Genomic DNA, 18,249 nt, shown 5'->3' with positions numbered 1-18,249 from the left:
ATATTTAACCCTTCCCGATGTCGAGGAAGGGCCCCTTTCTCTTCTCGGCCTCCTCCCGTGCCCAGCGCATGGCCTTGAAGTACTCGTCCTCGGCCATCAGCTCGTTTAGGAGGTCTTCAAGCTTCCAGGTGAGGGAGGTCTCGGTCGTCGTGGCGAAGATGACCCTGCCGAGGTTGAGGGCCTTGACGGAGCGGATCACCTCCTTCAGCGTTTCGTTGTCAAGGCCGTGCATTATCACGAACCTCCTCAGGTGCCAGTAGCTCGAACCGCTCAGCTTCTCTGCCTTTTCAACGACCTCACCCACCACCCAGTCCCTGCAGTACTCCGGAACTTCAAAGACCGGAACCGGGAGAACCTCCCGGAGCGCCTTGACCTCCTCCCGGGGAAAACCTATCAGAAGAACCTTCCCGTTCATCCTACCAACACCTCGATCCTGCTCATCAGCTTTTCCATCGCCTCCCCCGCCGGACAGCGCAGGAAAACGTCTGTTATGGGAGTTATCCCGCTCTCGTCGGGGTTTATCTCGATGACCTTTCCGCCCGTTTCCTTCACTATCTGGGGAATGTACGCGGCCGGGTAAACGACGCCGCTCGTACCTATGACCAGAACAACGTCCGCTCTCTCGGCGAGCCTGAACGCCTCGTCAAGGGCATTCCTCGGGAGCGGCTCTCCGAACCACACGACGTCCGGACGGAGAAGCGAGCCGCAGTCGGGACATCGGGGAAGGTCTTTCTCCGCAAGGAACTCATCCAGGCGTCCGCTTTCCTTCAGGTCTTCCCTGTAGTCGCAGGAGGTGCACCTTACCCTGAAGATGTTGCCGTGGAGCTCGATGAGGTTTTTCGTTCCTGCCTCGCGGTGCAGGTCGTCCACGTTCTGGGTGATGACGGCCTTCAGAATCCCCATGTGCTCAAGCTCCGCCAAAGCGTAGTGCGCCCTGTTCGGCTTGGCCTTTCGTATCAAACCCATGCGCCATCTGTAGAACTCCCAGACGAGGTAGGGGTCCTTTCGAAAGGCCTCGGGCGTTGCGAGCTCCTCCGGGCGGTGCTTCTTCCACAGTCCGTTGAAGCCCCTGAAGGTCGGGACGCCGCTCTCGGCGCTGATTCCGGCACCGGTAAACGCTATGGCGAACCTCGAACGGGCCAGGAGTTTGGCAGCCTCCTCTATCATGTTCTCACCTACTCGGATATCCTTAAAAACCCTGCCCGGTCTTGAGCCTTCTCCCGCCCCAAACCGAAGAATATTTGAAGCGGGACTCAAGTTTTCGTGGGAGGGTTTAAATTGTATTCATGAATACATTTGAGTGGAGGTGAGAGAATGCCAGTGGCCGATGGGACGCCGAGAAAAAAGATCACCACATCACACGGCCGCTACTACGCGGAGAGACAGGCACTGGCGAGAAGAAAGAAGCTCAGGAGAAAGGCCGCACTGATTCAGCTCATGAGAAAGGGAAAGGGGGTCGCGGCGATAAGAACGAGCACCATACGGGTGGAAAAGGCCCACATCTCAAAGAACGAGGCACTGGCAATACTGGTGGGAACCCAGATAGGTGCCGGAGTGCTGGGTCTGCCGTATGCCGCGAGCAAGGTTGGTTTGATTCCCGCGATGGCGGTTCTCTTTGGTGTCATGCTCCTCATGCTCGGGACGGCGTTCATCGTGCTGAAGTTCTCGGCCGAGATGAACGGGGCCCAGATGAGCACCATGGCCAACAGAATACTCGGAAAGGCCGGTGGCTGGCTGATGTACGTCAGCATATTCATAATGAGCTTTGGGGCACTTCTGGCGTACATAGCGGGTATGGGAAGCGTTTTCGCCAGCCTCTTTGGGGTCAGCGACACAGTCGGGGCGGCGATATTCTGGGTGCTTGCATCTTTCGTCGTCTACCGCGGACTTGAGGCGAGCGGAAAGACCGAGCTGATAATGAGCTACATCATGCTCGTCCTCTTCATGGGTGTCACGCTGATGCTCCTCCCCCACGCCGAACTCGACAACGGCCTGTACACCGAGCTCGGGGGGATACTGAGCATAACCGGCGTCGCCATCTTTGCCCTCGGCTGCCACACGATCATTCCGGACGTTTACAAGGGACTCGGAAGCTACGAGGACACCAAGAGGGTCATCGTGCTCGCCTTCCTTATACCCACGGCCGTCTACGCGGTTTTCATGGCGGCCTTCCTGCTGGTCTTTGGAAAGAACACACCCGAGATCGCCACGCAGGGACTTGAACTGCTCTACGGCCACCTTGGCAGGGTAATCGGGAACCTCATCCCGCTCCTAGCGATAACCACGAGCTACATAGGCATAGCACTAGCCCAGCAGAGCAACAGCGAGGAGTTCGTGAAGCTGGGCAGAAAAGCGGCATGGGCTCTAACGGTCATTCCACCGGCGGCCCTCTACTTCGCCGGCGTCAGAAACTTCGCCGACGTGCTGGCCTTCGCCGGCGACACGGGGGACATGCTGGCCTTTATAGTACTGCCAATTCTCATGTGGCTGGCGGTAAAACTCCGCCGCTGATTCTCCCCATTTTTAAGTCCCCGCACCCTCTGGCTCTATCTGTACCCTGTCCTTTTCTGTACACGTAAACAGATGCGGTAAGGTTTATATTCCCAGCGTTCAAATCCCCATCGAGGTGTTTCCCATGGCTGAAGGATACAAGGCTTACCGTGACAGGGTTCTGAACTTTCTGGAGGAGCATGAGAAGTGGAGGAGCCACACAATAAACCTCATCGCAAGTGAAAACGTGACCTCCCCCAGCGTTACTCGCGCCGTTAAGAGCGGGTTCATGCACAAGTACGCCGAGGGCTGGCCGAGGCAGCGCTACTACCAGGGATGTAAGTACGTTGACGAGGTCGAGCTCATCGGTGTCGAACTCTTCACCAAGCTCTTCGGAAGCGACTTCGCTGACCTCAGGCCAATTTCTGGAACCAACGCCAACCAGGCCGCCTTCTTCGGGCTCACCCAGCCGGGCGACAAGGCCATCGTTTTGCACACCAGCCACGGCGGGCATATAAGCCACATGCCCTTCGGTGCCGCCGGAATGCGCGGGCTTGAAGTCCACACCTGGCCCTTTGACAACGATGAATTCAACATTGACGTTGATAAGGCCGCCCAGCTCATCCGCGAGCTTGAGCCCAAGATAGTCGTGTTCGGCGGTTCGCTCTTCCCGTTCCCGCACCCGGTCAAGGAACTCGCTCCGGTCGCCAAGGAGGTCGGCGCCTACGTCATGTACGACGCCGCCCACGTTCTTGGCCTCATCGCCGGAAAGCAGTTCCAGGACCCGCTCCGCGAGGGCGTTGACATAATCACCGCCTCGACCCACAAGACCTTCCCGGGACCGCAGGGTGGAATAATCCTCTACAAGCGCTTTGGCGAGACCGAGGAGATAGCCAAGCTCCAGTGGGCCATCTTCCCCGGTGTGCTGAGCAACCACCACCTCCACCACATGGCCGGAAAGGTCGTTACCGCCGCCGAGATGCTTGAGTACGGTGAGCGCTATGCGGCCCAGATAGTCAAGAACGCAAAGGCCCTGGCCGAGGCTCTTGCTGAAGAGGGCTTCAAGGTCATCGGCGAGGACAAGGGCTACACCGAGAGCCACCAGGTCATCGTCGATGTCTCAGACCTCCACCCGGCCGCCGGTGGTTGGGCGGCCCCGCTCCTCGAAGAGGCCGGCATAATCCTCAACAAGAACCTCCTGCCCTGGGACCCGCTTGAGAAGGTCAACGAGCCGAGCGGCCTGCGCATAGGCGTCCAGGAGATGACCCGCGTTGGAATGATGGAGGACGACATGAAGGAGATAGCGCACTTCATCAAGCGCGTCCTCATCGACAAGGAGGACCCGAAGAAGGTCGAGCGCGACGTATTCTACTTCAGGATGAACTTCCAGAGGGTCTACTACTCCTTCGACTACGGTCTGCCGCTCAGGGAGTGAATCTCCAACTATCTTCTTTTTTATCGGTTACTTTTCAAGCTGAAACTTGATATCCCGGGACTGGAACAACAAACTCCGCTTTCTCACCAAAATTGGAAAAATTCTGCTGGAACATGTTTTAGAAAAGGTTATAAACAGCCTTTTCCAGCCAATTAAGGCGGTGTCGGCTTTCCAATGATGGGTGTGTTGTGTATGACGCCGCCCCCTCAAATAAGAGGCTGAAATAAGATGGATGCAATCACTTCCATTCATTTTGAAGCGTTGGCAACCGTTAAGAACATCGGGGACAACTTTTCTATGGTGGAGAACCATGAGGAAGATAGTTCCAGTCTTGCTTATAGTCCTGCTGGTTCCGGTTGGATACTACCTTGCCTCCTCAAACGGGAGCACAGCCATCGACGGAGACACGGGGAAGGTTCCACAGGGGCAGGGGATAAGGGTGGTGCTCGACAGAACGGTTTATTCACCAGACGATACCCTGACTTTGAAGGTGACAAACGGCGAAAGCGTCAATGCCACGACCGGCTATGCCTTTACCCTCTACCGCCTGGAAAACGGTGAGTGGAGGGAACTCCCGCTCAACCTGGTCTTCGTTGAGATAGCTGTCATAATCAAACCCGGCGAGAGCTGGGAGCAGAAAGTGGACCTCTCGCGGCTCAACCTTGAACCGGGGCACTACAAGATAGTCAAGGAGGTCTACATTGAGGGTACGAAGGTTAAGGTCGGGGCCGAGTTCGACATCAAAGAATAGAGAAGGGCACTTCCGGGGACGGGTCATGAGGGGCGGAGTCTTTCTGGCCTTTCTTATATTTCTTACGGGCATCACGATAGTCCTTTACGCGGGACTAGGTGCCGATACCGTGAACTCCCCGGCAGGGACGGGGGCTATTCTTGAACTCGACAAAACCGTTTACAAACCCGGCGAAAGCCTCGTCCTGACAATAAGGAATAGTGGGAGCGAGACGCTTCTCGTAGGCTCTTTTTACAGGCTTTACCGCTGGGAAGACGGGAGATGGAAAGGACTCGACCTCGGATTCTCGTTCACGGGCATAGGCTACACGATACCTCCCGGCGGCAGCTGGAGCCAGACCGTGCCCCTCGTCATGCACGTCCCTGAGGGCACTCCAGGAAAGGTTGAACCACTTCCACCCGGCAGGTACAGGATTGTAAAGACCGTGACCATCGACCGGGGGCGCTGTGGGGGCAGGAGCGACGAGATGAAGCTTTCAGCCGAGTTCGAGGTGGTCGGATGAGGTGGAGGAGGAGCGCTGGAATCGCTGTCCTGATACTCCTCGTCTGGGGATTGACCGGGCCCCACTTTACAACGGACCTCGACAAGCGCACGTATCTGCCCGGAGAAGAGCCTGAACTTACCATAAGAAATGTCGGTCTAACACCCATATACTTCGGCCAGCCCTACACCCTGTACCGCCGGGAGGACGGTAGGTGGGCTCGTATCAGGCAGGGTTTCTTCTTTAACGCCCGCCTGTATGACGTGCTCCCCTTCGGCTCGTGGAGGCAAAAGATAACCCTGAAATACATTCCGGAGAACGAAAGCCCAGGGAACTTCCCCCAGCTTTACGACCTCCCACCAGGGGAATACAAGCTCGTCAAGGAGGTCTGCGGCTGGCCGCTGGGCTGCACGAACGCGAGTGTGGAGTTTGAGATTCTTGGCTGACTTTGGCAAAACTTTTTATCCTCCTCCTACATACCGAACCCTCGGCTAAAGGGGTGAGAAAGATGAAGTTCTGTCCAGAGTGCGGTAACCTGATGCTCCCGGATCGGAAAAGGAAGGTCTGGGTTTGCCGCTCATGTGGCCACGAAGAGCCTTTTGATGAACAGAAGGACAGGGAGAAGACTGTCATAAAGCAGAAGGTCGACCACAAGCCGGACGAGGGCATTATCGTCGTCGAGCAGGACGTCAGGACCCTGCCCACCACCAAGGTCACCTGTCCCAAGTGCGGCAACGATACGGCCTACTGGTGGGAGCTCCAGACGAGGGCCGGTGATGAGCCGAGCACGATATTCTACAGGTGCACCAAGTGCGGCCACGTCTGGAGGTCTTACGAGTGAGGGAACTGGAACGTGAAACCCTCAGAAAGCTCGCGGAGAAGGCCCTGAAGGAGCTTGAAGAGGCCTACAGGAGGATACCCGATACCGACAACGGAAAAGCTTATTTATTCCGCGGCAAAGAAAGGGTTAGGCTGATGCTCGATATATTAAAGGAGGGGTAAAGATGCCGTTCGAGATAGTTTTTGATGGTGCCAAGGATTTCGCCGATCTTATAGCCACCGCAAGCAACCTCATTGACGAGGCCGCCTTCAAGATAACCGAGGAAGGAATTGGAATGCGCGCGATGGATCCGAGCAGGGTCGTTCTCATAGACCTCAACCTCCCGGAGAGCATCTTCTCCAAGTACGAGGTTGAGGAAGAGGAGACCATAGGAATCAACATGGATCACTTCAAGAAGATACTCAAGCGCGGCAAGAACAAGGACACACTCATTCTCAGAAAGGGCGACGAGAACTTCCTTGAGGTCACCTTTGAGGGAACCGCCAAGAGAACCTTCAAGCTCCCTCTTATCGAGGTGGAGGAGCTTGAACTCGACCTCCCGGAGCTCCCCTTCACCGCCAAGGTTGTCGTCCTCGGCGAGGTTCTCAAGGAGGCCGTTAAGGATGCCTCCCTCGTCAGCGACGCCCTCAAGTTCATCGCAACCGAGAACGAGTTCACCATGAAGGCTGAGGGCGAGACCAATGAGGTTGAGATAAAGCTCACCCTTGAGGACGAGGGGCTTCTCGACCTCGAAGTTGAGGAGGACACCAAGAGCGCCTATGGAATCAGCTACCTCGCGGACATGATAAAGGGCATCGGCAAGGCCGATGAGGTTATAATCCGCTTCGGCAACGAGATGCCCCTCCAGATGGAGTACCCGATAAGGGACGAGGGCAAGCTGATATTCCTCCTCGCTCCTCGCGTTGAGGACTGATTTCTTTTTCTCCAATTTCTCAGGCTGGTGGGAGCGTGGACATCGTCAAGCTCAGGGAGCTGCTTGAGGGGGAACTTTCCTCTCAGGAACTGACCAAACTAGACGAGGAGTTCTACCGCGAGTTCGACAGCCTCATCAAGGCCCTAAAGCTCAGTGCAGAGAGCTCCCGAGAGCGGGGTGAGGACGTGGAGGAGAGGCTCTACCTGGCCCAGCTCAGCATAGCGGAGAAGCTCATGCGCGAGATAATCAAAATCAGGCTCCATAAAATCGTTGACCTGGCCGTTGAAGGAGTTCCCTACGGCATGACCGAGGAGGAGAAGCGGATTTTCACAATACTCCGTGCCTTCATAGAGCGTGAAGAGCTGCTGGAAGTGCCGGAAGAAGCCGTTGAAGTTAAGGAAGAGGCAGAGGAGAAAGAAGTTCCCAAGAAGAGGGTGCCCAAAGAAGCGTACATAATCAAAGTCGACCTCCCCAGGATACTCGACCCCGAGCTTAAGGAGTACGGTCCCTTCCGGGCCGGAGACCTCGTTATTATTCCCCGGAGCCTCGGAAAGGTTCTTGTAGAGCGGGAAGCTGCGGAAAAAATAAGGATTTCTCCGTGATGGCCATGCCGTTCTCCGTCTGCATGAGAGACTGCTACGACACATGCTCGATGGTGAGTGAGCTTAAGGACGGCCGGCTCGGGATTAAGGGCAGCGCTGAACATCCAGTAACCGCCGGCTTCCTCTGCCCGAAGGGGGCGCTTCTCCCAAAATGGTTCCACGCGGAGGACAGGCTCAAAAGGCCGCTCGTTAGGGTGGGTGAGAGGGGAAGCGGGGAGTTCAGGGAGACGGGGTGGGATGAGGCAGTTGGGATCGTTGCCAAAAAGCTGAGGGCGACCATCGAGGAGTACGGAAGCGAGAGCGTCCTGGTTTACCAGTACGCCGGCGACAGAGGCGTGGTCAACTACGCCTTTCCCCTGAGGCTCTTCCACCACCTCAACACCGCCATGCTTGACTACGGCATATGCGACAGGGCCGGGCAGGAAGCCCTAAGGGACGTTTATGGAACCGCAATCGGCATGGATCCCGAGGGGCTGAAGGAGCAGAGGCTGATCGTGTACTGGGGCATCAACGCCTTCTGGACGAACCTCCATGGATTCATGCTCGCTAAGAGGTATAATCTCGAAATCTGGACGGTTGACGTCGTCAGAACCGAGACGGCAAAGAGGAGCGACAGGTTCTTCCAGGTCAGGCCCGGTACAGACGTTCTCCTTGCCCTTGGCGTTGCCAAGGTCATCATCGAGGAGAACCTCTACGACAGAGCCTTCGTCCGCGAGAACGTTTATGGTTTTGAAGAATTCAAGAATTATGTGAAAACACTATCGCTTGATTATGTAAGCCGGGAGACGGGTCTGAGCGTTGAGCAGATCGAGGAGTTCGCGGAAGAATACGCCGAAAAGAGGGGGATAATCCACATCGGCTACGGCTTCCAGCGCTCCCTTGCCGGCGGGGAGGCGGTAAGGGCAATAGCCATCCTGCCCGCCCTGGTTGGCCACCGCTTCGGCTTCATCTACGACATGAAGACGATAGACAAGTCCTACGCAGAGGGTGCATTCCTGAGGACCAAACCCACCAGGAGAATCCCCCAGATGAAGCTGGCCGAGTACATAGAGCGGGGGGAGGTAAAGTTCATCTACATCTACAACTCCAACCCCCTCGCGAGCCTGCCGAACCAGAACAGGCTGAGAAAGGCGCTGAGGGAGAACGACGTCTTCGTGGTCACCCACGACATCTTCCTTACCGACACGGCGCTCTATTCCGACGTTGTCCTGCCCGCGAACACGTTCTTCGAGAGGCTTGACATAGCCGACAGCTACTACCACCGCCACGTTGCGCTTAACGAGCCCGTTGCGAGGCTTTACGGGAAGAGCAACAGCGAGGTTACCAGGCTGCTCGCAAAAGCCCTCGGAATAGACAGCTCATACCTCTACGAGAGCGACGAGGAAGTGATAAGGAAAGTCCTCGAACTCAACGGCCTGAGCTGGGACAAGTTAAAGAGAAAAGGCTTCGTTAAGGTGCCCGAAAAGGCAAAGAGATGGGAGACGCCGAGCGGAAAGATCGAGTTCTACTCCACGAGAGCCGTGGAGAGGGGCCTAAGCCCGTTCCCAGAGTACCGGCGGTTTGAGGGCAAATATCCGCTCAGGCTGCTCACCCCGACCCACAGGATGACGATAACGAGCCAGTACCACAACACCCACGGCATGATAGACCCGAACCTCCACATCAACCCGGCGGACGCGGGGGAGAGGGGAATCAGGGACGGCGACGCCGTTGAGGTCTTCAACGACAACGGCAGGATAAGGACAAGGGCAAGGCTCAGCGACGACGTTCCACCCGGAGTCGTTCTGCTCTACAAGGCGTTCTGGGCCAGGCTGCTCGGCTGGAACGCCAACTTTCTGACGGCCGATGAAACCGTCGAAAAATACGGAAACGCTTCGGCATATCATTCAACGTGGGTCGATGTAAGGAGAATTTGAACAATAAATTCCCAGCATAGTCGATTTTTGACAAATCCTTTTTGGATTTTAGTTACAATCTGACAGTAAACCGGTGAAGTTCTTTGATATCCGTTCGGAACATCCCTTTAAATCTTCGAATATCTGTCAATATTTTCATGTTAGATAAACCAAAAAGTTTATATATTCGAACCTAATTGGTTTATACTGAAGACGACACAGAAAAAGCAAGAGGTGATGAAAGATGGTCGTCATAGGAGAAAAGTTCCCCGAGGTTGAGGTCAACACCACCCACGGCAGGATAAAGCTGCCGGAGTACTTCGCCGAGAAGGGCAAGTGGTTCATGCTGTTCAGCCACCCGGCCGACTTCACCCCGGTCTGTACCACCGAGTTCTACGCCCTCCAGAAGAGGGTTGATCAGTTCAGGGAGCTCGGCGTCGAGCCGATCGGGCTCAGCGTTGACCAGGTCTTCAGCCACCTCAAGTGGATGGAGTGGATAAAGGAGAACCTCGGCGAGGAGATAACCTTCCCGGTTATAGCAGATGACCGCGGTGACCTCGCCGAGAAGCTCGGCATGATCCCGAGCGGTGCAACGATAACCGCCAGGGCAGTCTTCATCGTCGACGACAAAGGCGTCATTCGCGCGATAGTCTACTACCCGGCCGAGGTCGGCAGGGACTGGGACGAGATACTCAGGCTCGTCAAGGCCCTCAAGATAAGCACCGAGAAGGGCGTTGCGCTCCCGCACAAGTGGCCCAACAACGAGCTCATCGGCGACAGGGCCATCGTTCCGCCGGCCGGAACCGTCGAGGCCATCAAGGAGCGCGAGGAAGCCAAGGCCAAGGGCGAGATCGAGTGCTACGACTGGTGGTTCTGCCACAAGAAGCTTGAGTGAAGGGGTTTCCCCTTCAATTGGCTTTTATACATCTTTTATTATCACCTATGGAACCAAGCCACAAAGAACGACCCTATAACGGCGATTATATATGTCAAGGGTTTAAAGGTCAAACAACTCCCCTCGGGTACTTTGGAGAGCTCTGAAGCTATTATCACGCTTATGAAAGTTAGATACACCCCAACTCTGAAAAGCACGGATTCGATTGTAAGTTGACCTTTTGACCTGAGGCCTGCAAAGTAGGCGATTAATACTATCAAGCTTAATGAAACCCATTTGTTGATGCTTCCCACTGCTTCATAGCAGTCAGGAACGTTGCATATTGCTGTAAAACCATGTGGATCTATCCACGTGCCGTTAGAAGGACATCGCTTTGGTTCCTGAGAATACGCAAACGTGATCAAACCCACAAAAAAGACAGTAAGGAGGAGGAACTCCGCAATCTTCTTTTTGAGGGTACTCATATTACCCCCTCCAGTTCCTGATCGATAATGCCCCCGGTGGGAGATCCCCTGTTCCATCCATTAGCAGTATTTCAGTTGTGTATTCCTTGGACCATCCTCCTTTTAAGTACTTGTCTATTATGTACTGATTTACTGCATAGGAGATCGCTCCATAAGCTATTGTTCCAGTTGGGGAGCTAATTAAAAGTCCTCCTAATTCAAGAGGATATTCAACCACGGGCCCGAAGTTCCAAGTGTGAACGTACACGAATCCTGTTTTTATCCAATGATCATAGTATTCAGGGTTTATCCTGCTAAACCCAATTGTTATAAAACCTACGTTATAGTGATCGTATACTTCTGCATAAATCCTACAAATGTGAAGGAGTTTATTACTGTCCTCAGCCAAGTCGTCGTATCCGCTTTCACAGTGAACCTCGTAACTCTTTACCCCCAGGGTAGAAATGAAATATGGACGATCACTGACTTCTAAAAGCCAATGATATGGATACGAGTTTGTTGGCCCATCCCAGTACCCCACAGGTATTGCTATTGAGACCTTATCTGGAGAGTCCTCGAATTCCTCTATATGATCCCATGTCCATTGATACGTCACAAACAGCTTTGCAACCCCGTTATCATTGTATACGTTCCAATCAATTGACAAGTGCAAGTCATCCTGATCGCCTCCCATTGGCTGAACTGGAGTTCCTGGAACAGTTTTTACGAGGAGCTCTTCGTGAGCAAGATGCTTGAATCCATAACCCTCTAATAGCTGTCGGGCCTGAGATTCATTTCCACGTACCTTGAGTTCATAATACTCCTTGAACACTTGATCCAAGTATTTTTCAGTTCCTTTAGCGGATTCGTCCATAGGGGATTTGGCCGCTAGGGCAATCTCAGAGTTCATGCATATGACAAAGAATATCAATAACACCGCCCCAATCTTCAGGCTACGTGAATGTCTCATGGCTACACCTCCAAGATTTTTTCATGACATATTGCTATAGTCCACCTTATAACTTTTTCCTTTTACTATGCGTAATCATTTCTGCTTTTTTTTTCGTAGGTTTATGTAATTCCAACAGTAGTTTTGCTAATCACCTGAGTGAAAATAAGGGAGAGTAAATTAACGAACATAAATGTCCACCAATATATCAAAGCACCCTCCTTCTAAACAGCACCACGAGCGGGACGAGCCACGCGAGGTGAACCACAACCGCAAGCGGGAAGTCCGAGTAATCGTTCGTGAAAATCCCCTCAAAGACCCTGTAGACCCAGTAGGTCGGCAGGAAGGCCGTGAACTTGCTCCAGTCGGTAGAGAGGTTCCTCCACTCCACGACGAGCTTTATCGTCGGCGGGAGTATGAGCATCCAGCCAATTACTTTTGAGACCGTTAACGCCTGCATCCTCGACTCCGCGGAGGTCGCTATTATGAGCCCGTATATCCAGACCTCAATGACGAAGAGTACCATCAGCGCGAGCAGGCCTTTTCCGGGAATGTCTATGTCGAGGATTTCCGGGGCAACGGCGGTCATCACCGCGGTGATTATCGAGGCCCACGTGAGCCTGTAGGCCAGGAAGGCCTCGCTGGAGATTGGGATTACTTTCAGGGCTTGAATTGTCTTGTCCTCCTTCTCGTCTGCCATCATGAAGCCGGGAATCATGCCGAATATCATGGGTACAAATATCATCATCAATAGGGCCAGCAGGGGGTAGTAAACGCCGATGCGGTCTTTGAAGTAGCGGACGACGAAGAGCAGAACCAACGTCACTCCAACGCTGTATATGAGCATCGGATCCCTGCGGAGCAGCTTGAGGTCCGTCCTGTAAATGGCGGCGAATTTTCGCACAGGGCTCATCTCAACCCCCCACGGCGTATCTGTAGAACCTTGCTTTGGCGAAGTAATAGGCAGCGACGCTCCAGATCATCAGTGCGGCCACTGAAAGGAGCAGGGTTTCGGAGGATACCTCAACGAAGGGCGTCTTGAAGAGGTAGAGCGCGGGATAGCTCGGGATCAGGTAGAGCACCTTCCATATTTCGCCCGTCAGGTAGCCGTGGTAGTGGGCGAAGGGCAGGAGCGAGACCACCATGACGCCGAGTATCGGCATGAAGTAATCGTCCAAGTCGCGGTAGGAGGCAGAGATGCCCAGGCCGAGGAGCGTGTAGGTAACTGAAGCGAGGAAGGTCCCGAAAAGGACATAGGGCAACCCAGCGAGGAAGTGCGTGCCGATGAGGAGTATTATAGCGGCTCCGATTACCGACTCAACCCCCAGGATAAGCGTTTTTGCGAGAATGTAGCTCCTCCACTCCATAGGAGTTACGGCCAGGGCCCCGATCACCCCGTCCTTCTTCTCCGCGAATATCTCCGTCCCGACGAACATGAAGCCGACGAGGCAGGGCTCAAGGACGAGGAAAATCGGCACCACCGCTGGAAGGTACCGGTCAGGGAAGGCGAGGAGCATGAGGGCATAGGCGAGTGCAACCAGGAGGTAGAGGGGATAAACGTAGCTCCTCACACCGATGACGAGGCCGGTCTTCATGAGCCACACAATCATACGAGCCTCCTCCCGGTTACCTTCAGGAATATCTCCTCCAGCGTGGGCTCCTCCGTGTTTATCCTCCTGACCTCGTGGTTTTTGATGATGTCCAAGAACTCCCTGTTTCTTCCGAGATTTTCGAGCGGGAACTCGACCGTCTTAACATCCTTGCCCGCCACGTACTCCACTCTAACGAGCCTCTTCCCCATCCTGACCTTAAGCTCGCCCGGGTTGTCAACGAGGGCTATCTTTCCTTCAACGATAAAAGCCACCCTGTCGCACAGCTCGTCCGCGACGTACATGTTGTGGGTCGTGAGGAAGATCGTCTTGCCGTTCTCCCTCATCTCGAGGAGAAGGTCCTTTATCCTCCTGGCGCTGGCCGGGTCGAGGCCCTCAAGCGGCTCATCGAGGAAGAGGATTTGGGGATCGGGAAGTAGGGCCCTCGCGAGGTCGAGCTTCTTCTTCATTCCCTTGGAGAAGCCGGAGACGAGCTGGTCAGCATCATCGAGCCCGACCATCTTGAGGACTTCCACCGGATCGAGGTGCCTTTTGTAGAAGCTCGCGAAGAACTCAAGGTTCTCCAGGGCGGTGAGCTTCGAATACACCGCTGGAAACTCGAAGGAGGCGCCGATTTTGTTGTAGTAGTCCTTTCCCCACTCCTTGAGATTCTTTCCGAAGACCTTCACGGTGCCCTCGTAGTCCTTGATTATCTTCACAAGGATTTTGACCGTTGTTGTTTTCCCGGCGCCGTTCGGCCCGAGGAAGCCATAGATTTCCCCCTCCTCCACCGAGAAGCTGAGCCCATCAACGCCCCTGACATCGCCGTAGTACTTCCTAACGTTCTCAACCTCGATAACCGGCATGCTTTCACCGGTTTAGAATACGCGCTTGGAGTAGTTATAGTTAGCCCCTCACATGTGTGGGTCGGTGAAAAGTTTAAAGAAACCTCAAATCCTAGCAGGCTTCTCTGCTAGCACCATTATTTCGATGTCGTCAAAGTCCACCTTCCTCTTCCCCCATCTTCCGGCGGTACCTCCCCAGATACCTAGGACATTGAAGCCAACCATTTTGAACATTAAATACAGTTCAGTTGGAACATAGACGCGCTCCCTTATGGGAAACTTCGTCCCATCCGGCGCCTCAATCTCCTCGAAGAAGGTCATAACGTTTGGATCAAAGAGGCCTTTCTCTATGTCCTCATTGGTGGCCCCCTTTACTCGTCCAAGAGCACTTAAAGCCGTTAGGAGAAACTTTCCACCAGGCTTCAGCGAGTCATAAACATTCCGCAGTATTGCAAGGTCATGCTCTATCGGATCATCCCCCGAGCCTATAAGCGAGAAAGCCCCTTCGCAGAGACAGATAGCCCCATCGAACTCCTCTTCTCTCTTAAACTTTGTGGCATCGGCTTTAATGAACTCCACCTTAACCCCCGCCTTTTCAGCCCGCTTTCTGGCCTCGTTTAACATCCCCCTGGAAATGTCTACGCCGGTGACCTTGTATCCCCTCCTTGCTAGCTCTATGGAGTGTCTCCCAACGCCACAGCCCACGTCTAAAATCTTCGCACCGGTAGGAAGCCCAAACTCCTGCATTATAAACTCAACTTCCTCCTCTGTGTTCTTTGTAAAAGGCTCGTCCAGATAGTGGAGTGCCTCGATATCAAAAAATTCTTCCCATACGTTCTTTTTCACCATTTCTCCCTCCTATTCAATAACCTCCTCAAGTACCTTCCTCTGCGCTTTTCTTAGATGCTCCTTCACGGTGGAAGGGCTCAGACCGAGCATCTGGGAGAGCTCCCTAAGGGTTACGCGTCTCGGGGTGTCGAAGTAGCCGCTCTTGTAAGCCAGAAGGAGAACCTCCGCCTGCCTTTTCGTCAGCTTTGAGAGGGGACTGCTCTCCGGTTCCGCTTCCTCAACGCTGATTACCCTTGCGCCGTAGGTTTCCCGGAAGGTTCTCACGACCTCACCCACGAGGCTCTCCTCGCAGAGAACCGAGAGAACACTCTCGCCCCCAACAAAGGTCCCGCTCTCAAAAACGACCAGCCCTTTCTTCTGGAGCTCAAAGAGCATTTCCGCCTTCTCCTTCTGGGGCCCAAAGGATGCCCGCAGGTATATGAGGTAGTGCTCGTTGCGCGGGAAGGCCTTGACGTCCTTCGTTTGCGGAAGCGATTTCAGCCGCTCGAGTATCTCCTCGGGGTTTACGCCATCCCTAAACTTGATCTCTACCAGCTTGACGACGTCGGTGCCTAGGGTAAAGTAAGTGTCCCCGTAGGCCCATTCTATCGCTTCGATGAGCCACTCAAAGCCGGCAGAAAGCTCTCTGGTGTAAGGTACTGCAATCTTTAAACGTTTCATAGTTCGAGTATCGTTCTCGTGAATTATTAGCCTTCCGGCCAAAAAAGAAAAAGTCTTCAGCCGCCGATGCAATTTATGAAGGCGTCCCACATCTTAAACGGCCCGAGGAAGCAGGTAACGTAGCAGTTGCAGTCAAACTTAATATCGGCGCATTCGAGAGCACTGCAGATTGTACCTGGATCGGCCGGGTCGAGACCGTCCAGGGGAGATAGGCATGGATGTATGCTCCCCCAGCCCGGCTTTGGAAGGCGGTTCTCCAGATCATCGGCATAGCTGTTTATCGCCGCTCCCCCAACGACGGAATTCGTTTCGGGCATCGGTGGCCACGGGGTTACGCAGCCAAAGCGCTCTATTGCCGCCCACACGAGGTGGAAGTAGTAGTTGAAAACAACCGCGGGTCCAAAGTTCTTGCTCTGGAGACAGCAGAGCTTGCATGCCTCGCCTTCGACGGCACCGACCATTGCCGCTTTAAGCTTGCAGACATCGCACTGGCCAGACCCGAGTTCTCCCTCCCCCATATTGCCGCTCATTGGGCCTGAAGGATAGGCACCCGAGTGCATCGAGCTGAGGGTGACGCTCCCAATCGAGGCAGAGAAGCCCGCGTAACCGGGCCCGTTGGTCAACGTCGCGTTTACCCCCGGAAAGAACGGAACCGTCATGGTTCTGTTCTCAGCCATCGCCACCTCAAACTTCGTCTCGGCACCGCCAGATAGAAGTTTGACCTCGTGGAGACCGTAGTCGATGGGAACCTCAAGCATGCCCCTCGAGTCCGTCCTTCCGGCGTTCTCCCCATCCACGGTTACCGTAACGTTTGAGGCGTAGAAGCCAGGGGGCATGACCACAACGAGAGATAGCGTTAGGGGCTTTTCTTTTTCAACCTCTCCGGGAACTTTTGGGACGGTGAAATACATCGCCGCGAGAACCAGTGCGATTACCAGGAGGGCATAGCCCCTCCGATCCTTTCTTCCAATCAGCACTGCACCCGCAACGCCGATTGGGACGGCGAATATGAGAAGGGCGACACTCCAGTGGTTGGGCTCTCCTTCCTCCCCCACGGGGGTCGCTTCGGTTTCCGTGGCGTTCTCAACGAAGAACGAGAAGTAACCCCTCCCGTCCGTCCATACCGTTCTCCCGGATACGTTTACGGGTACCCCTGGATGGCTGGCCATCCCGTAGATTACGGTCCCTCCCTCAACTTTCAGCGACCTGCTCCAGAGGAGCCCCGGTCTCAGGTCGCTCACCACGGTTGTCGTGTTCATGTAGACGTCTTCCCCGTCGAAGTAAACCGCGGTAAGGTTGTACCTGCCTGCGAGGAACGTTGCGTTCCAGACTATTTCCCCGCCCCACCTCACGAGCTTTTCGTTGACGTAGAGGAAAAGGGGAGCGGTGAATATGTCTCCGGGCGTTACCCACGCCCTGACGGTTCCGTTTTCGTAGACGAGATGAACCTTCGGACGGAGCTCATCAATGAGGACCAAGGTCCCGGGCTGGCCGACGTAACCGCCGCCAAAGTCATGGGTTTCATCGACATTGTAGAGCACAATGCCGTCGATATATTCCTTGTTTACATCGACGTATTCCGGCCTTATCTCCCTCTCCTCCCTGGTGACGTTCTGCACCTGCGTTGGTGGCCCCAGAAACACCGTGTTGAATGCATGCTCTTCGGGCCCCAGTGTGGAGTTAAGCGTCCAGAAAACGCCCGAAGGGTCTATCATGGCCAGGAGTCCCCTGGAATCCATGAGAAGGATCCTATTTCCGAAGGCCTTCACGTGAAGGGGCCTCTCGCCGAGCTCCTTGAAGAAAAAGCTGCCGTTCTCCGGGGAGAATCTCACCAGTCCAACGGCGTCGCCCTCCATTATGGCGGCGTACAGAAAACCGTCGTGGCCAAGGACGATCCCGTCAGGTATGAGCCGGGAATAGCTGGAGGGAAACCTCCAGAGGTGGAAGGTTCCGTTTTCCGGCTGGAGGAGACCTATGCCGCCGTGGGGGCTTTCGTTCAGCTCTGCGGTAAAGTATATTCCCCTCGGAGTGGCGTAGGTGTCATAAACGTTCACAATCCCTGCGGATGAAAGGTCGTAGAATTTGAGACCGTCGCCTTCAAGAAGACCTATCCCACCGCTCCCGTTGATTTTTCCGGCGTAGTATGCCTCCCCCGGAACGGCAAAGACATGGATGAACGATACTCCCGGGTACTCCCAGATGTAAAGGACGTCTCCGCGGGGGTCGAGAACGGCCGGCGGCCCCCTGTCAGCCGAGAGGTACACCCTATCGCTCACGGACATCCCGTTTACCATAAACGGCAGGCGCCAGAATACGAAGTGCGTTTCGTTGATCTTCAGGCCAACCCTTCCAGTATACTCGGTGAAATAAAGCCCGTCAGGGGATAGCCTGGGATGGAGTATCGAACCTCCGGTCCACCACACGGCGATCTTTGCGGAGGAGACCACTGGGAACGAGAGGAGCACAAGAAGGAGCAACCCGAGGAGGGGCTTGCCAGCAGACATGTTCCCACCGTCCCGTATTTAGGATACTTCTACCTTGAAATTTATATGGGTTTTTGTTTGAAATCTGTCAATTTTAATGACCCGGAGGGTTTCTTTAGTTTCGCAGG

21 protein-coding genes are annotated in these 18,249 nt (G+C 54.5%); 11 read left to right on the top strand and 10 right to left on the bottom strand.

All coding sequences use genetic code 11. The features are described 5' to 3' along the window. Window positions 1-4: 4 nt before the first annotated feature. Both F7C11_RS07415 and cobB read right to left on the bottom strand, forming a co-directional pair. Window positions 5-415, bottom strand: a complete 411-nt coding sequence (locus F7C11_RS07415; RefSeq protein WP_297092476.1) for a DUF3783 domain-containing protein — start codon at window positions 413-415, stop codon at window positions 5-7. Beyond that, the gene (gene cobB, locus F7C11_RS07410; RefSeq protein ID WP_297092474.1) at window positions 412-1,167 is read right to left on the bottom strand and encodes an NAD-dependent protein deacetylase; all 756 of its coding nucleotides are present in this window, start codon (window positions 1,165-1,167) and stop codon (window positions 412-414) included. The genes F7C11_RS07415 and cobB overlap by 4 nt, the downstream gene beginning before the upstream one ends. A 147-nt stretch (window positions 1,168-1,314) precedes the next feature. On the opposite strand from cobB, the gene F7C11_RS07405 reads away from it, so the two are divergent. From F7C11_RS07405 to F7C11_RS07355, 11 genes are all read left to right on the top strand, one after another. After that, window positions 1,315-2,511: an aromatic amino acid transport family protein gene (locus F7C11_RS07405; protein WP_297092472.1), complete on the top strand. Its 1,197-nt coding sequence runs from the start codon at window positions 1,315-1,317 to the stop codon at window positions 2,509-2,511. A 124-nt stretch (window positions 2,512-2,635) separates the two neighbouring features. After that, window positions 2,636-3,925: a serine hydroxymethyltransferase gene (gene glyA / locus F7C11_RS07400; RefSeq protein ID WP_297092470.1), complete on the top strand. Its 1,290-nt coding sequence runs from the start codon at window positions 2,636-2,638 to the stop codon at window positions 3,923-3,925. A 310-nt stretch (window positions 3,926-4,235) separates the two neighbouring features. Further along, complete coding sequence (locus tag F7C11_RS07395; protein WP_297092468.1) at window positions 4,236-4,676, top strand: immunoglobulin-like domain-containing protein; 441 nt, start codon at window positions 4,236-4,238, stop codon at window positions 4,674-4,676. 25 nt (window positions 4,677-4,701) lie between these two features. Next, the gene (locus F7C11_RS07390) at window positions 4,702-5,178 is read left to right on the top strand and encodes an immunoglobulin-like domain-containing protein (RefSeq protein ID WP_297092466.1); all 477 of its coding nucleotides are present in this window, start codon (window positions 4,702-4,704) and stop codon (window positions 5,176-5,178) included. Then, complete coding sequence (locus F7C11_RS07385) at window positions 5,175-5,603, top strand: immunoglobulin-like domain-containing protein (protein WP_297092464.1); 429 nt, start codon at window positions 5,175-5,177, stop codon at window positions 5,601-5,603. Before F7C11_RS07390 ends, F7C11_RS07385 begins: the two co-directional genes overlap by 4 nt. Window positions 5,604-5,665: 62 nt before the next feature. Next, the gene (locus F7C11_RS07380) at window positions 5,666-5,998 is read left to right on the top strand and encodes a transcription factor S (RefSeq protein ID WP_297092462.1); all 333 of its coding nucleotides are present in this window, start codon (window positions 5,666-5,668) and stop codon (window positions 5,996-5,998) included. After that, window positions 5,995-6,159 carry a hypothetical protein gene (locus tag F7C11_RS07375; protein ID WP_297092461.1) on the top strand — a complete coding sequence of 55 codons (165 nt, stop codon included), beginning with the start codon at window positions 5,995-5,997 and terminating at the stop codon, window positions 6,157-6,159. Before F7C11_RS07380 ends, F7C11_RS07375 begins: the two co-directional genes overlap by 4 nt. Before the next feature lie 2 nt (window positions 6,160-6,161). After that, window positions 6,162-6,911, top strand: a complete 750-nt coding sequence (locus F7C11_RS07370; protein ID WP_297092458.1) for a DNA polymerase sliding clamp — start codon at window positions 6,162-6,164, stop codon at window positions 6,909-6,911. A gap of 35 nt (window positions 6,912-6,946) precedes the next feature. Beyond that, a complete protein-coding gene (locus F7C11_RS07365) occupies window positions 6,947-7,513 on the top strand; it encodes a hypothetical protein (RefSeq protein ID WP_297092456.1) in 567 nt (188 codons plus the stop codon). A gap of 5 nt (window positions 7,514-7,518) precedes the next feature. Beyond that, the gene (locus F7C11_RS07360; RefSeq protein ID WP_297092500.1) at window positions 7,519-9,429 is read left to right on the top strand and encodes a molybdopterin-dependent oxidoreductase; all 1,911 of its coding nucleotides are present in this window, start codon (window positions 7,519-7,521) and stop codon (window positions 9,427-9,429) included. Window positions 9,430-9,652: 223 nt separating this feature from the next. Beyond that, a complete protein-coding gene (locus F7C11_RS07355) occupies window positions 9,653-10,303 on the top strand; it encodes a peroxiredoxin (protein WP_297092454.1) in 651 nt (216 codons plus the stop codon). Window positions 10,304-10,344: 41 nt separating this feature from the next. Here F7C11_RS07355 and F7C11_RS07350 read toward each other — a convergent pair whose 3' ends face one another. The 8 genes from F7C11_RS07350 to F7C11_RS07315 form a co-directional block, all read right to left on the bottom strand. Continuing rightward, on the bottom strand, window positions 10,345-10,767 hold the full coding sequence (locus F7C11_RS07350; protein WP_297092452.1) for a hypothetical protein: 423 nt from the start codon (window positions 10,765-10,767) through the stop codon (window positions 10,345-10,347). 1 nt (window position 10,768) lies between these two features. Then, window positions 10,769-11,716, bottom strand: coding sequence for a hypothetical protein (locus tag F7C11_RS07345; RefSeq protein ID WP_297092450.1), 948 nt, complete (start codon window positions 11,714-11,716; stop codon window positions 10,769-10,771). Between the two features lie 187 nt (window positions 11,717-11,903). Beyond that, complete coding sequence (locus F7C11_RS07340) at window positions 11,904-12,608, bottom strand: ABC transporter permease (RefSeq protein WP_297092448.1); 705 nt, start codon at window positions 12,606-12,608, stop codon at window positions 11,904-11,906. 1 nt (window position 12,609) lies between these two features. Then, window positions 12,610-13,305, bottom strand: a complete 696-nt coding sequence (locus F7C11_RS07335) for an ABC transporter permease (RefSeq protein ID WP_297092446.1) — start codon at window positions 13,303-13,305, stop codon at window positions 12,610-12,612. Beyond that, a complete protein-coding gene (locus F7C11_RS07330) occupies window positions 13,302-14,150 on the bottom strand; it encodes an ABC transporter ATP-binding protein (RefSeq protein WP_297092444.1) in 849 nt (282 codons plus the stop codon). Before F7C11_RS07330 ends, F7C11_RS07335 begins: the two co-directional genes overlap by 4 nt. Before the next feature lie 84 nt (window positions 14,151-14,234). Then, window positions 14,235-14,978 carry a class I SAM-dependent methyltransferase gene (locus tag F7C11_RS07325; RefSeq protein ID WP_297092442.1) on the bottom strand — a complete coding sequence of 248 codons (744 nt, stop codon included), beginning with the start codon at window positions 14,976-14,978 and terminating at the stop codon, window positions 14,235-14,237. 9 nt (window positions 14,979-14,987) lie between these two features. After that, the gene (locus tag F7C11_RS07320; RefSeq protein ID WP_297092440.1) at window positions 14,988-15,638 is read right to left on the bottom strand and encodes a helix-turn-helix domain-containing protein; all 651 of its coding nucleotides are present in this window, start codon (window positions 15,636-15,638) and stop codon (window positions 14,988-14,990) included. Window positions 15,639-15,694: 56 nt separating this feature from the next. Then, on the bottom strand, window positions 15,695-18,142 hold the full coding sequence (locus tag F7C11_RS07315) for a hypothetical protein (RefSeq protein ID WP_297092438.1): 2,448 nt from the start codon (window positions 18,140-18,142) through the stop codon (window positions 15,695-15,697). Between the last annotated feature and the right edge of the window lie 107 nt (window positions 18,143-18,249).

Origin of the sequence: Thermococcus sp. (assembly GCF_015521605.1) — an archaeon.
Lineage (GTDB): Archaea > Methanobacteriota_B > Thermococci > Thermococcales > Thermococcaceae > Thermococcus.
The sequence above is the reverse complement of the archived record's forward strand: the minus strand, read 5'-3'. Positions and strand labels throughout refer to the sequence as shown.

Bases quoted from the DNA above. Each gene is read 5' to 3' on its own strand.
- F7C11_RS07415 (WP_297092476.1), bottom strand. From the start codon at position 415: ATGAACGGGAAGGTTCTTCTGATAGGTTTTCCCCGGGAGGAGGTCAAG.
- cobB (WP_297092474.1), bottom strand. From the start codon at position 1,167: ATGATAGAGGAGGCTGCCAAACTCCTGGCCCGTTCGAGGTTCGCCATA.
- F7C11_RS07405 (WP_297092472.1), top strand. From the start codon at position 1,315: ATGCCAGTGGCCGATGGGACGCCGAGAAAAAAGATCACCACATCACAC.
- glyA (WP_297092470.1), top strand. From the start codon at position 2,636: ATGGCTGAAGGATACAAGGCTTACCGTGACAGGGTTCTGAACTTTCTG.
- F7C11_RS07395 (WP_297092468.1), top strand. From the start codon at position 4,236: ATGAGGAAGATAGTTCCAGTCTTGCTTATAGTCCTGCTGGTTCCGGTT.
- F7C11_RS07390 (WP_297092466.1), top strand. From the start codon at position 4,702: ATGAGGGGCGGAGTCTTTCTGGCCTTTCTTATATTTCTTACGGGCATC.
- F7C11_RS07385 (WP_297092464.1), top strand. From the start codon at position 5,175: ATGAGGTGGAGGAGGAGCGCTGGAATCGCTGTCCTGATACTCCTCGTC.
- F7C11_RS07380 (WP_297092462.1), top strand. From the start codon at position 5,666: ATGAAGTTCTGTCCAGAGTGCGGTAACCTGATGCTCCCGGATCGGAAA.
- F7C11_RS07370 (WP_297092458.1), top strand. From the start codon at position 6,162: ATGCCGTTCGAGATAGTTTTTGATGGTGCCAAGGATTTCGCCGATCTT.
- F7C11_RS07360 (WP_297092500.1), top strand. From the start codon at position 7,519: ATGCCGTTCTCCGTCTGCATGAGAGACTGCTACGACACATGCTCGATG.
- F7C11_RS07355 (WP_297092454.1), top strand. From the start codon at position 9,653: ATGGTCGTCATAGGAGAAAAGTTCCCCGAGGTTGAGGTCAACACCACC.
- F7C11_RS07350 (WP_297092452.1), bottom strand. From the start codon at position 10,767: ATGAGTACCCTCAAAAAGAAGATTGCGGAGTTCCTCCTCCTTACTGTC.
- F7C11_RS07345 (WP_297092450.1), bottom strand. From the start codon at position 11,716: ATGAGACATTCACGTAGCCTGAAGATTGGGGCGGTGTTATTGATATTC.
- F7C11_RS07340 (WP_297092448.1), bottom strand. From the start codon at position 12,608: ATGAGCCCTGTGCGAAAATTCGCCGCCATTTACAGGACGGACCTCAAG.
- F7C11_RS07335 (WP_297092446.1), bottom strand. From the start codon at position 13,305: ATGATTGTGTGGCTCATGAAGACCGGCCTCGTCATCGGTGTGAGGAGC.
- F7C11_RS07330 (WP_297092444.1), bottom strand. From the start codon at position 14,150: ATGCCGGTTATCGAGGTTGAGAACGTTAGGAAGTACTACGGCGATGTC.
- F7C11_RS07325 (WP_297092442.1), bottom strand. From the start codon at position 14,978: ATGGTGAAAAAGAACGTATGGGAAGAATTTTTTGATATCGAGGCACTC.
- F7C11_RS07320 (WP_297092440.1), bottom strand. From the start codon at position 15,638: ATGAAACGTTTAAAGATTGCAGTACCTTACACCAGAGAGCTTTCTGCC.
- F7C11_RS07315 (WP_297092438.1), bottom strand. From the start codon at position 18,142: ATGTCTGCTGGCAAGCCCCTCCTCGGGTTGCTCCTTCTTGTGCTCCTC.